This window comes from Mesorhizobium sp. M4B.F.Ca.ET.089.01.1.1, assembly GCF_004022605.1.
Classification (GTDB): domain Bacteria; phylum Pseudomonadota; class Alphaproteobacteria; order Rhizobiales; family Rhizobiaceae; genus Mesorhizobium; species Mesorhizobium abyssinicae.
On record NZ_RZOS01000161.1, the window covers coordinates 1 to 11,814 of the forward strand.

Genomic DNA, 11,814 nt, shown 5'->3' on the forward strand with positions numbered 1-11,814 from the left:
CCGAGGGCCTCATCGCCGATCGCTTCGGGCTCTCATGGGCGATCACGTCGATCGCCGCACTGACGTTTTTCTCGGGCGCGATTGTCGCCGTCGCGATGCGCGAGACCGCCAAGGGTTAGCTGGCCTGAATGATCTTTTTCACCTGTTGACGGTCTTCCGGCGACCACTGCTCGGGGTTCTCCTGATGAGCGATGGCGGCGTGAAGCTCGATGTGTTTCCACAGTTCAGTTTCGGTCTCAGCCGTGAACGATCCTGGACAGGCTTCCATCCCAGGGTAGTCCTTGCACCGATATGAATAGGCCATATCTACGCCTCCCTAGTTTGCCCAGGTAGCAGGCGAGGAAGCGGCTCGCTTGTCAATTCACAGTTTTCGAATGCGCCGTACGCGCATTTCATCCAATCGGATTAGCGCTGGTTCGTGCTTGGTGCGGCAAATTGAGGATCGAGGATGGCCGACGGTGAAAACATATCAGCCCTTGGCCTCGGCGCCGCCTTTCGCGGGTGACACCAACTGGATCGCCGGGCGCTCGCCGGGCGCATTGTTCCTGGCGACGACGACGCGGTCGCGGCCTTCCGCCTTGGCGTCATATTGGGCGTGGTCGGCGGCGTTCGTCAGCTCGGCCCAGCCGGCGCCATGCTCGGGATAGGCGGCGACGCCGAATGAGGCCGTGACGGTGCCCAGCGTGCGGCCGCGGTGCGCCAGATGCAGCTGCTTGATCGCCTGGCGCAGCGTTTCCGCGCGCGCGGCGCCCTCTTCGAGCGAACAGCCCGGCATGACCAGCGCGAATTCCTCGCCGCCATAGCGCGACACGACATCGCTGTCGCGGGCATGCTCGATCAGGGTTGCCGCGACCTGCTTCAGCACGAGGTCGCCGGCTTCGTGGCCGAACGTGTCGTTGAACTGCTTGAAGTGGTCGACGTCGAGCATGATGATCGCCAGCGGCTGGCTCGAGCGCTCCATGCGCCTGAGTTCGCGGCTGCTGGTTTCCTCGAGATAGCGGCGGTTGAACAGGCCGGTGTTCGGATCGCGGATCGATTGCTGCCTGAGCGTCTCGCGCAGGCGCAGATTGGCCAGTGCCAGCGCCAGCGTGTCGACGACGCCGCGCAGGATCTGCTGCCGCTCGGCAAGCCATTGCGGTTTCTCGGCCGCGTTGGGCTCGCACAAATGCAGGATGCCCAGCGTCTCGCCCTGCGCCGCCAGCGGCATGCAGACATAGCCCTTCTTGCCGTTCTCGGTGATATGCGCGCAGCGCGGCGTCAGCATGCCTGGGCCGGCGACGTGCTCCTGGCCGCGCCGCAACGCCCAGCAGTCCTCCGGCGCGAACTGGTTGACGCTGGAGCGTACGTCGCCCCAGTGCGCCATCTCTTCCACCAGGTTGCGCGAGGCGCTGGTCAGATGCACGCTGCCGCTCAGGCCGCCGAGGAACTCGGTCATCGCCGTGCCGACCACCGAGAAGGCTTCGGGGAAGGTCACGCAGGCCTGCAGCAGCTCGCCGAGCTTGACCAGCCGGGTCGTGGTTTCCGACTTCTCGTGCAGCTCGCGATTGAGGACGGCGAGCTGGTCGGCGCGCTCGTTGACGACGCCTTCGGCGCGGCGCAATTCGCTGATATCGTTCAGCGTCAGCACCAGCCCGCCCTCCGACCGGCTCAGCGGGCTGCAGCTGGCGATGACGGGCACTTGCGATCCATCCGATTTGGTCAGGCGCACTTCGCCCTGGTGCTGGCGCCCGGTGGCCAAAGCCATCTCGACGGGAGACGTCCCGCCGGCGAAGTCGCCGCCTCTTGCGTCGTGGAGTTTCAGCGCCGCGTCCCATTGCAGGCCGACGATCTTGTCGGCGCGCCGGCCGACCATCGTTGCCGCCGCGGGATTGGCGCTGGCGATGCGGCCATGGGCGTCGAGCACCGCGATGCCTTCGGCCACCGTCTCGACGATGTCCTCGATGTGCGCCCGCGCCGACGCGAGCTGGTCCGCCATGGTGTTGAAGCCGTCGGCCAGCTGCCCGAACTCATCCTTGCGGCCATGGCTGATGCGCATCATTTGATTGCCCTGCGCCAGCGCCTGCATGCCGCGCATCATATCCCTGAGGCCGGAGCCGAAACGGCTGAGCAGCACCCAGGCGAAGAGAGCCGCCACCAGCATGGCGGCAACCGCGCTGAGGCCAATCAGCCACAGCATGCTGTTGGTGCGCTGCTCGGCCGCGTTCAGCACCGCATCGTATTCCAGCAGCACGGCGCCGACGATCGTCTTCCCGCTCTGTTCGATCGGAACGGCCAGTATGGCGTTCACTTCCTCCGGATCGACGAACTTGCGCGGGATGCCGTCTTCCAGCGTCTGGCCGACCTCGTTGCCGGGGTCGTGCTCGAATTTGTCGCCGGCCTTGTGCTCCTCGTCGGCGGCGTGGGCGACGATGACCTTGTTGCGGTCGACGACGACGAAATCCCGCTGCGAGCGCCCGTGTTGCAGCTCCAGGAACTGGTTGAGCGCCTCGGGCCGCTCGAGCAGCGAAGGCGTCTCGTCGGACGGCTTGAAGACGATCGTGTCGGCGAGCTCGCGCGCGACATTGGTCGCCTCGGTCAGCCCCAGATATTTGGTCGCCGCCATCTGCGTGAAGACCGCGACGCCGCCGACCGTTCCGATCAGCGCCGCGGCGCCGACCATGCTGAGGATGATCAGGCTCCTAATGCGCACGGCAGGGCCCTGCCGGCGATGGCGCCATTGTGCTCGCGGATTGAGGCAAGTCTCTCATCCATGAGCTTTTATTACCAATTGCTTATCAACGTGCTAACGGCGGCCGGGCCCGGAGGTTGTCCCGGCGAGGCATCGGCGGCGCCTGCTTTCTTCGAAAGCAGCAGCTGGAATTAGGATCAGGTTGCAGCCTTCGTCCGCTCAGACATGCACGGTGCCGTGTGAGAGCTCGCCCTCGTCGCTGCTGACGAGGAAGGCGGCGGCGAGCAGGCCGACATAGAACAGTCCCACGATGGACGCGACAACGATGCCGGGCACCGGCCCGAGCGCGGCCACGCGCATCGCGTCGAGAAACGAGGCGCCGAAGCCGATCGGCGAGCCTTCGCGCTGCAGGCTGGGTGTCGTGATCTTCAGCACCCAGGCGAGCATCAGGATCGTGTACATGAAGATGTAGTTGCGGCGCAGCCGGCGCACCAGCGCCGCGCGCTGCGAGATCAGGAAGCGGGGCGAGCGCAGGCCTTCGCCGACGATCGCCAGCCAGTTGGAGGCGAAGTCGGGCTGCGGCGAGAAGATCTGCGCGAAATAGTAGCGCTCGAACTGGCGCACCCGGGCACGGTAGACGTCGAAGAAGCGGTAGCGCCGCGCCTCGATCCAGAGCAGCAGCGTGATCAGCAGCATCGCGAACAGCAGCACGCCGTGATGCGAGCTCGGCGTCGACAGCGATACCGAGAGCATCGCGGCGGCGACGGTGATCGCCCAGTTGCTGGTGCGGTCGAGCCTGTCGCGCCAGCCGGCCATGCGCGCGATCTCGGCGCGGTGGAAATGCGACATCGTCGTCGCCAGTTCGGAGGAGGTGAGTTTCAGCGCGAACGCATCAGAGGCCCGCGGCGCTGCCGCCGCCTCGACGGGCTTGACGGTCTCGATCTTGGACATCCCCTTGCCATCCAAATGCAATGGCCGGCGGAAATGGCCGGCCATCACCCCGATGACAACAACGCGCGGCACACTGAAACGTTCCCGCGCGTGGATGTCGGAAACCCGGCTTCAGCCCTGGTAGGAGATTTTCCTCGCGGCCGGTCCCGGAAATTCCACCACATCGGCCGAATGGCGGCTGTATTGAGCCACCGTGATTGCTTCTATCATGAGATCGAGCGCCGCAAGCGTCGTGTGGCTGGCTTCGTCATCGCCGCGCAGATAGTGGCCGGCCCGCTCGAGGTGCAGACGAGCGGCGGCAAAGTCGCTTTTCATTAGCTTCTCCTTATTGCCCGCCGTGCCGCGAAGATGCTCGAGTCGCTTTACCCGAAAGCAAACATCCACAGCCGCATTTGAATCGAATTGTCCGCGTTGCCCGAAGCGTTTCCGCGCCACGGCGGTGCAACCGATAGGCGCGCCAAACCGTTGTCGTTCGCTATAATCGAGGGGTGCGAATCTTGTCCTTCCTGCCAAACAGGCGCCGGTCGGTCGCGATGGCGGCAATGACGCTGTTCGTGACGCCGGCCATGGCTTGGGGCGCCGAGAAGACCGGCATGTCGAGCGAGGGGGTCTTCGTTCTCGAGATCATCCTTTTGCTTCTCGTCGGACGCGGTCTCGGCGAACTGCTTGAACGCTTCGGCCAGCCTGCCGTGATGGGCCAGCTCATCGCCGGCATCCTGCTCGGCCCCTCGCTGCTCGGCTGGCTGTGGCCGGAGGGGGAACGGGTGATCTTTTCCGGCGATGCCAGCCAGAAAAGCATGATCAATGCCGTGGCCCAGCTCGGCGTGCTGATGCTGCTTTTGCTCACCGGCATGGAAACCGACCTCAAGCTGGTGCGCAGGGTCGGCCGCGCCTGCTTCTCCATCTCCGCAGCCGGCGTGGCGGTGCCCTTCGCGATCGGCTTCGTCGCGGCGCAGTTCATGCCTGCGACGCTGCTCGCCCCAGGCGGCGAGCGCATCGTCGCAGGCCTGTTCCTCGGCACCGCGCTGTCGATCTCCTCGGTTAAGATCGTCGCCATGGTAGTGCGCGAGATGAACTTCATGCGCCGCGACCTCGGCCAGACCATCGTCTCGTCGGCAATCATCGAGGACACGATCGGTTGGGTGATCATCGCGATTACCATCGGCATCGCTACCCATGGCCGCGTCGAGGTGAGCAGCCTTGCCTTCACGATATTAGGCGTCGCCGCCTTCATGGCCTTTTCATTCACGCTCGGCCGCCGCATCGTCTTCGACGCCATCCGCTGGACCAATGACAATTTCCACAGCGAATACGCCGTCGTCACCATCATCCTCGCCATCATGGGCGCCATGGCGCTGATCACCGACCTGATCGGCGTCCACACCGTGCTCGGCGCCTTTGTCGCCGGCATACTGGTCGGCGAGTCGCCGATCCTGTCGCGCCACATCGAGGGCCAGTTGCGCGGCGTCATCACGGCGCTATTCATGCCGGTGTTCTTCGGCGTCGCCGGTCTGTCGACGGATCTCACCGTGCTCGTCGATCCGCAGCTGGCACTGCTTACAGTGGCGCTGGTCGCTATTGCCAGCATCGGCAAGTTCGCCGGCGCCTTCATCGGCGCGGAACTCGCCGGCATGAGCCGTGCCGAGGGCATCGCCGTCGGCTGCGGCATGAACGCGCGCGGCTCGACCGAAGTCATCGTCGCCTCGATCGGCCTGTCGATAGGCGTGCTCTCGCACAACCTCTTCACCATGATCGTGACCATGGCCGTCATCACCACTTTGGCGATGCCGCCGACGCTACGCTGGGCGCTGGGGCGCCTGTCGATCGGCGAGGCGGAGAAGAAGCGGTTGGAGCGCGAGGAGGTCGACCAGCGCGGCTTCATCGCCAATCTGGAGCGGCTGCTTGTGGTCGTCGACGAGGGCGTGGTCGGTCGCTTCGCCGCCTACCTTGCCGGCGTGGTCGGGGCCGGCAAGCCGATGACGGTGCTGCATGCCAGCGGCGAAAGCGAAGCCGAGCCCGACGAGGCGGCGCATCTGGACGAGATCGAGCGGGGCGCCGAGGAGGGCCGCGAGGCGGCACTCCAGGCCGACCAGGAGCCGGCCCGCGAGGCGCCCGTCACCCGTCGCCGGCACGAAGCGCGGCTGTCGGCCGAGGCGGTGGCGAAGGAAGCCCGCAAAGGCTACGGCGTGCTGCTCATCGGGCTCGGCCGCGCGGTGACTTCAAAGGGCAGCTTCTCGCATCGCTTGAACGACATCGCCGGCGCCTTCGACGGCCCGCTCTGTCTGGTGCTGAAGCCCGCCGGCGCCGGCCGGCAGATGCCGAGGCTCGGCCCGGGATCAGGCAAGATCCTGGTGCCGGTCAATGGCACTTCGGTCGCCCGCCGTGGCGCCGAGCTCGCGCTTGCCATTGCCGCTGTCACCGGGGCGCCGGTCAAGATGCTCTATGTTGCGCGGGTCGGCCGCGACGAACCGCGTGACACCGTCTCGCATCGCCGTAGGGAGGCTGTGCTTAAGGACATTGTCGAGCTTGCCGACCGCTATGGCGTCGAGATCGAGACCGCCATCCGCAGCAGGGCCGCCGCCGCCGATGCCATTGCCCGCCAGGCTGGCAGGAGGGTGGCGTTGATCGTCATGGGCGTGGCGCGGCGGCCGGGCGACGAGCTCATCTTCGGCGAGACGACGAGCGGCGTGCTGCAGCGCTGCCCGTGCCCGGTGATGCTGATCTCCGACGCGCGGCTGCGCCGCGACGACGAGGGGAGGGAGGCGGGGCGCTCCATCAGCGGTTGACAGGCCCAGCCCGCGTCCCGATTGTCGACGCCTTCATTCGCTTTACTCATTCGAAGGGACGACGCTGATGATGTCGGGATTTGCCGCCTGTTCCGGAACTGAGGCGCGAACCTTCAAAACGGCTATCGCTGGCTTTGAGGAACTACGATGAGCTTCGGCGTAAAACCCCTCGACGAAACAACCTGGCCGGATTTCGCCGCGCTGGTCGAGCGCCACAATGGCGTTTGGGGCGGCTGCTGGTGCATGGCCTTCCATGCCAAGGGCAACGGCGCCGGCGGCAACCGCGCCGCCAAGCAGGCAAGGGTCCGGGACGGCAGCACGCATGCCGCGCTTGTCTTCGACGGCGCGGCCTGCGTCGGCTGGTGCCAATTCGGGCCGACCGATGAACTGCCGCGCATCAAGCACCGGCGCGCCTATGAAGAAGGGCTGGCAAACCATCCGGACTGGCGCATCACCTGCTTCTTCATCGACAAGACGCGTCGTGGCGAAGGCGTGGCCGCCGCCGCGCTGGCAGGTGCGCTCGGCGAGATCGCGCGCCTCGGCGGCGGCACGGTGGAGAGCTATCCCGAAGACACGCAAGGGCGAAAGGTCGCCGGCGCCTTCCTGCACAACGGCACGCTGGCGATGTTCGAGAAGAAGGGCTTTCGCCGCGCCCGTCAGATCGGCAAGCACCGCTGGGTGGTGGCGACAACGGTGGCGCCAGGCGCTTGAAAGCCTTGGATGCCGGCCCTTTGATATGAGTATGCACTAATATAAATTACGACCCCTCAATGACACTTTGGCATTCCCGCAAATGTCTGGCCAGGAGTTACAGTACCGGACAGCCACGCGCGACGACATCGCGGCGATTTCGGCGCTGATGGCGCTGGCGATCGGCGAGCTGCAGAAACCTTTCCTGAACGAGGCCGAGATTGAATCCAGCCGCGCCATCATGGGCCTCGACACGCAGCTCATCGATGACGGAACCTACTTTGTCGTGACCTGCGGGGGAGCACTGGCGGGCGGCGGCGGCTGGAGCCGGCGCGCCACGCTCTATGGCGGCGACACCACGCCGGGACGCAACGCGGCATTGCTCGATCCTGCCAGCGACGCGGCGCGCGTCCGGGCGATGTACACGCATCCCGATTTCGTGCGGCGCGGCGTCGGCCGCCTCATCCTTTCGCTCTGCGAAAATGCGGCGAGGGCAGAGGGCTTTCGCCGTGTCGAGCTCGGCGCGACGATGGCCGGGGAGCCGCTCTACCGGGCCTGCGGCTACCAGCCGGGCGAGACGATCCACGACGATCGCGGCGGCGCGCCGGTGCCGATCCTGATGATGTGGAAGACGATTTGAGAAGGAGGGACTGGAATGGCTGCCTATCTCATTGCCGATGTCGACGTCACCGACGCCGCCATGTTCGATGAATACCGGCGCGAGGTTCCGGCGACGGAAGCGCGTCATGGCGGGCGTTACCTGGCGCGCGGCGGCTTGACCCGGGTGCTGGAGGGCGACTGGGAGCCGCACCGTCTGGTCATCATCGAATTCCCCGACATGGCGGCGCTGACCGCCTGGTACGACTCGCCTGAGTACGAGCGGCTGAAGCAGATCCGCTTCCGTTGCGCCAACACGCGCATCATCGCGACCGAGGGCGTGCCGTCGGCCTGACGCCTGCCACCGAACAGTGCGCGGCGGGTTCGTCGGCGCCGGCCTGCGTCAGGACATGTGGATCGCGGTCGGTCCTGCGCTCACTTGCCCTCGAAGAAGGTGTGGATCGCGGCGTCCAATGTCTCGATGAGCTCGGCGTTGCGGGTGCTGCCGGCCCAGATCAATGCGTTGAGCCGCATGTCTTTGTTGAGGAAGTTCACCTTCCTGGATTCCAGCAGATACTCGGCGACCTCGTAGTGGCGTCCCTTGATGGCCTCGATGAGCGCGCTGTTTCGCCCCGTCTTGTCGGCCAGATTGACGTCCGCGCCATGCTCGACGAGCAGCTTGACGACATCGAGATGCCCGTTCCTTGCCGCCTCGATCAGCGCCGTCCTGCCATAATAGTCGGCGCGGGCATTGATATCGATCCGAGGATGTCCCGCCAGCGCCAGGATGCAGTCGTAGTGACCCTTGGCGGCGGCCAGGCTGAGCGGCGTGCTCTTCCATTTGTTCCGGGAATTGACGTCGATTTCCGGCTGCGCGATCAAGGCTTCGAGCACTGCGAGGCGGGCATTGTGGGCGGCAAGGTGCAGGGCCGACCAGCCGCCTTCGTCGCTCTGGTTGATGTCCGCCCCGGCGGCAAGCTCCGCGCGCACGGCTTCCGCGTCGCCTTTTTCCGCCGCGACCAGCAGGGTCGACCAACTCCTGGCGTCTTCGGCTTCCAAGCTTGCGGTCACTGCAATGTCTCCCGGACCATGGGATCGTGCCGACATTCATCGGATGCGGCGTCTCTTGCGGAGCCTTTCACACTCGCAGGCGTCCGGCAAATGGATTTCGCGCCACCGGTCGGCGGTTCCGTGAAGAATGGAACCGCCGACGGTCTTTCGCTGCCTACGCCATCTGCAGACGCTGCCGGCTCGGCTGCGGCGGGAAGGCAATCGCGATGCCTGCGGCGCCCAGCCCGACCAGCGCCGAGCCGATGAACAGCCAGGAATAGCTGGCATAGGCGTCATAGATCATGCCGCCGGCCAGAGGCCCGAACGCCATGCCGAGGCTGGACAGCATGGTGGCGGCACCGAACACGGTGCCGATGATGCGCGGCCCGAAATATTCGCGCGCCAGCACCGCGTAGAGAGGCATGACGCCGCCATAGGTGGCGCCGAAGATGACGGCCAGCACATAGAACTGTTCGAGCCGGCTGACCGCGAGATAGGCCGAGATCACCGCGGCCTGGATGAGGAGCCCGGTGATCAGCACCGGCTTGACGCCGAGCCGGTCGCCGAGCACGCCGTAGAGCAGGCGCCCGCCGAGGCCGGCGAGGCCCTCGACGCTGTAGATCGAGACGGCTGCCATCGGCGCCACGCCGCAGGCCATGGCATAGCTCACCATGTGGAAGATCGGGCCGGAATGCGCCGCGCAGCAGGCGAAGAAGGTCATGCCGAGCACCAGGAATTGCGGCGAACGCAGCGCCTGGCCGACGCTCATGCCGGGATCGTCGGTGTCGGATGCCGGCGCGCCATCGGTTGCCGCGACCGCCGCCGGCGGCTGTCGCACCAGGAAGGCGACGGGCAGCAGCAGCAGCCAGGCCATGACGCCGATGTCGAACATGGCCGCGCGCCAGTCATAGGTGGTGATCAGCCAGCGCGCGAAGGGCGAGATGGTCATCGGCGCCACGCCCATGCCGGCCGATACCAGCGACACGGCGAGGCTGCGGTTGGTGTCGAACCAGGCGGTGGTGAGCGCGATCATCGGCGCGAAGAAGGCGCTGGCCGCGAGTCCGACCAAGACGCCATAGGTGAGCTGGAAGACGGTGAGCGAGCCGGTGCGGCTGGCCAGCACCAGCGCCAGGCCCAGAAGCAGCGCGCCGGCGAAGACGACGGGCCGGGCGCCGACGCGATCGTAGATGGCGCCCCAGGCGAAGCCGCCGAGACCCATGACCAGAAAATTCAGCGTCATCGCGCTCGATATGCCGGCGCGCGACCAGCCGGTGTCGAGCGACATCGGCTCGAGAAAGATCGCCAGCGAAAACATCGCGCCGATGGCGACGCAAGTCATCAGCGCGCCAGCCGCGACGATGACCCAACGATAGGAAAGCTTCATGTTCTTCTCCCATGCCGGAAGCTAGAGTTTGTCGACACGGCGCGCGCCTCTTTCGAGCTTCGTCACGCCGCTTGCGTCCGAAGGACGTTGACGACGTCTTGAATCCGACAATCCGGTTGCATTTTTTAATCAGATTTTGGCACGGGTGATTTTTGCTGCCTCCTGAAAAGTTGCGTTGCATCACACCTCCTCCGCCCCACCGTCTTCTCTAGTGTCAGTAGCATGCAATACCCGACATTGACCGGAGGTTGGTCCCTTCTAGATGATTGACCAGTCAAAACAGGAGGCTCTCCATGGAACTCTATCGCGGCCGGCTCATCGACCACATCCAGCTTGTGGTGCGCGACCTGAAGGCCAGCCGGCGCTTCTACGGCGCGGTGTTCGACGTGCTGGGCATCCCGGTCGGCGGCGAGGCCGAGGATTACTTCTGGGCCGATGAACTATTCGTCTCCAGCGTTGACAGCCGCGCCGCCCAGGGCGTGCTCACCGGCCGCCATCATCTCGCCTTCCAGGCCAAGGACCGCGCCATGGTCGACGCCTGGTACAAGGCGGGACTTGCGGCCGGCGGCGAGGACAACGGCGCGCCCGGCGAGCGCCCCTACCACCCCGGCTACTACGCCGCCTTCCTGCTCGACCCCGACGGCAACAACATCGAGGCGGTGTTCCATGGCGAGGCGAAGCGGAGGGCGGCGGCGGTGGAGATCAGCTTTTAGGGCACGGAGCTTCAGCCCGCTTCGCTCGCATCCAGCAGCCATTGCCGGACGGTTTGCGTCGGTTCGGGATGCCGCTGCCTGCGCGGCATGACGACGTGGAAATCCTGGGTGCCGCGCATGTCTCCCTGGACCGGCTGCGCCAGCCGTCCGGCGGCAAGGTCGGCGGCGACTAGGAAGCGGCTGGCAAGCGCGATGCCCTGGCCGGCGATCGCCGCGTCGATCGCCAGCGCCGTCTGGTTGAAGCGCATGCGCTTGACCTCCTTCGCCATCTTCAGGCCGAGCGCCTTTTCCATGAATTCCGGCCACAGAGTGTGCCCGTCATGCAGCAGGACATGCTGCTGGATGTCCGCCGCGGCGATTTCGCCGGCGCCGGGGGGCAAAAGGGCAGGGCTGCAGACGGCGATGATTTGCTGCGGGAACAGGAGGTCGACGACGAGGCCGGGGCCGAAGGGAGGACGCCCCTGTCGCACCGCGATGTCGACGCCGTCCGCCTGGAAGCTCGACAGGCTTTCGGTGGCGAGGATGCGCAGGTCGACCAGCGGATTGTGCGCGACGAACTCCGGCAGCTTCGGGATCAGCCATTTGGTGGCGAAGCTCGGCGTCACGCTGATCGTCAGCCGCGCCGGTTCCGGCCGCAGTAGCACCGTCGCCTCCGAGATCAGCTCGAAGGCGCGGCGGATGTTGGGCACATAGTTGCGCCCCTCGTCGGTCAGCGCCAGGCCGCGCGGCAGCCGCTCGAACAGTTTCGCGCCGAGGCTGGCCTCCAGCCCTCGGATGTGCTGCGCCACCGCGCCCTGCGTTACGTTGAGCTCATGCGCGGCGAGGCGGAAGTTGAGATGCCGCGCCGACGCCTCGAAGGCGCGCAGCGCATTGAGCGGTGGCAAGCGCAGGAAGGCTTCGGGCATCGAGTAGTTTTTCTACAGTGCGATTTCAGGCTTTCTGGTTCGAACCAGCAGCGAAAGTCGAATATAACAC

General features: G+C 65.9%; 12 protein-coding genes. 5 read left to right on the forward strand and 7 right to left on the reverse strand.

Features of this window, described 5'->3' with window-relative positions; translation table 11 throughout:
- Positions 1–115 precede the first annotated feature (115 nt).
- The 4 genes from EN780_RS16785 to EN780_RS16800 all read right to left on the reverse strand — a co-directional run bounded on the left by EN780_RS16785 (position 116) and on the right by EN780_RS16800 (position 3,934).
- On the reverse strand, positions 116–304 hold the full coding sequence (locus tag EN780_RS16785; protein ID WP_127284475.1) for a DUF1059 domain-containing protein: 189 nt from the start codon (positions 302–304) through the stop codon (positions 116–118).
- Between the two features lie 165 nt (positions 305–469).
- On the reverse strand, positions 470–2,689 hold the full coding sequence (locus EN780_RS16790; protein WP_128274753.1) for a diguanylate cyclase: 2,220 nt from the start codon (positions 2,687–2,689) through the stop codon (positions 470–472).
- Positions 2,690–2,887: 198 nt separating this feature from the next.
- Positions 2,888–3,619, reverse strand: a complete 732-nt coding sequence (locus tag EN780_RS16795; protein ID WP_127286116.1) for a DUF2270 domain-containing protein — start codon at positions 3,617–3,619, stop codon at positions 2,888–2,890.
- Positions 3,620–3,730: 111 nt separating this feature from the next.
- A complete protein-coding gene (locus EN780_RS16800) occupies positions 3,731–3,934 on the reverse strand; it encodes a hypothetical protein (protein ID WP_127394105.1) in 204 nt (67 codons plus the stop codon).
- 173 nt (positions 3,935–4,107) lie between these two features.
- Between EN780_RS16800 and EN780_RS16805 the strand changes: the two genes are divergently transcribed.
- The 4 genes from EN780_RS16805 to EN780_RS16820 all read left to right on the forward strand — a co-directional run bounded on the left by EN780_RS16805 (position 4,108) and on the right by EN780_RS16820 (position 8,047).
- On the forward strand, positions 4,108–6,405 hold the full coding sequence (locus tag EN780_RS16805; protein WP_245499991.1) for a cation:proton antiporter: 2,298 nt from the start codon (positions 4,108–4,110) through the stop codon (positions 6,403–6,405).
- 147 nt (positions 6,406–6,552) lie between these two features.
- Complete coding sequence (locus tag EN780_RS16810) at positions 6,553–7,116, forward strand: GNAT family N-acetyltransferase (protein ID WP_128274754.1); 564 nt, start codon at positions 6,553–6,555, stop codon at positions 7,114–7,116.
- 82 nt (positions 7,117–7,198) lie between these two features.
- The gene (locus tag EN780_RS16815) at positions 7,199–7,735 is read left to right on the forward strand and encodes a GNAT family N-acetyltransferase (RefSeq protein ID WP_128274755.1); all 537 of its coding nucleotides are present in this window, start codon (positions 7,199–7,201) and stop codon (positions 7,733–7,735) included.
- 15 nt (positions 7,736–7,750) lie between these two features.
- On the forward strand, positions 7,751–8,047 hold the full coding sequence (locus EN780_RS16820; RefSeq protein WP_128274756.1) for a DUF1330 domain-containing protein: 297 nt from the start codon (positions 7,751–7,753) through the stop codon (positions 8,045–8,047).
- Between the two features lie 80 nt (positions 8,048–8,127).
- On the opposite strand, the gene EN780_RS16825 is transcribed toward EN780_RS16820, so the two are convergent.
- Together EN780_RS16825 and EN780_RS16830 are read right to left on the reverse strand one after the other, a co-directional pair.
- Entirely contained in the window at positions 8,128–8,763 is a 636-nt protein-coding gene (locus EN780_RS16825) for an ankyrin repeat domain-containing protein (protein WP_128274757.1), read from the reverse strand.
- A 154-nt stretch (positions 8,764–8,917) separates the two neighbouring features.
- A complete protein-coding gene (locus EN780_RS16830; RefSeq protein WP_128274758.1) occupies positions 8,918–10,126 on the reverse strand; it encodes an MFS transporter in 1,209 nt (402 codons plus the stop codon).
- A gap of 293 nt (positions 10,127–10,419) precedes the next feature.
- Between EN780_RS16830 and EN780_RS16835 the strand changes: the two genes are divergently transcribed.
- Positions 10,420–10,839, forward strand: a complete 420-nt coding sequence (locus EN780_RS16835) for a VOC family protein (protein WP_128274759.1) — start codon at positions 10,420–10,422, stop codon at positions 10,837–10,839.
- An 11-nt stretch (positions 10,840–10,850) separates the two neighbouring features.
- Here EN780_RS16835 and EN780_RS16840 read toward each other — a convergent pair whose 3' ends face one another.
- Positions 10,851–11,744, reverse strand: a complete 894-nt coding sequence (locus EN780_RS16840; RefSeq protein WP_128274760.1) for a LysR substrate-binding domain-containing protein — start codon at positions 11,742–11,744, stop codon at positions 10,851–10,853.
- Positions 11,745–11,814 lie beyond the last annotated feature (70 nt).

Excerpts from the sequence above, each read along its gene's own strand:
- EN780_RS16795 (WP_127286116.1), bottom strand. The coding sequence starts at position 3,619 with ATGTCCAAGATCGAGACCGTCAAGCCCGTCGAGGCGGCGGCAGCGCCG.
- EN780_RS16785 (WP_127284475.1), bottom strand. The coding sequence starts at position 304 with ATGGCCTATTCATATCGGTGCAAGGACTACCCTGGGATGGAAGCCTGT.
- EN780_RS16835 (WP_128274759.1), top strand. The coding sequence starts at position 10,420 with ATGGAACTCTATCGCGGCCGGCTCATCGACCACATCCAGCTTGTGGTG.
- EN780_RS16820 (WP_128274756.1), top strand. The coding sequence starts at position 7,751 with ATGGCTGCCTATCTCATTGCCGATGTCGACGTCACCGACGCCGCCATG.
- EN780_RS16810 (WP_128274754.1), top strand. The coding sequence starts at position 6,553 with ATGAGCTTCGGCGTAAAACCCCTCGACGAAACAACCTGGCCGGATTTC.
- EN780_RS16830 (WP_128274758.1), bottom strand. The coding sequence starts at position 10,126 with ATGAAGCTTTCCTATCGTTGGGTCATCGTCGCGGCTGGCGCGCTGATG.
- EN780_RS16840 (WP_128274760.1), bottom strand. The coding sequence starts at position 11,744 with ATGCCCGAAGCCTTCCTGCGCTTGCCACCGCTCAATGCGCTGCGCGCC.
- EN780_RS16800 (WP_127394105.1), bottom strand. The coding sequence starts at position 3,934 with ATGAAAAGCGACTTTGCCGCCGCTCGTCTGCACCTCGAGCGGGCCGGC.
- EN780_RS16815 (WP_128274755.1), top strand. The coding sequence starts at position 7,199 with ATGTCTGGCCAGGAGTTACAGTACCGGACAGCCACGCGCGACGACATC.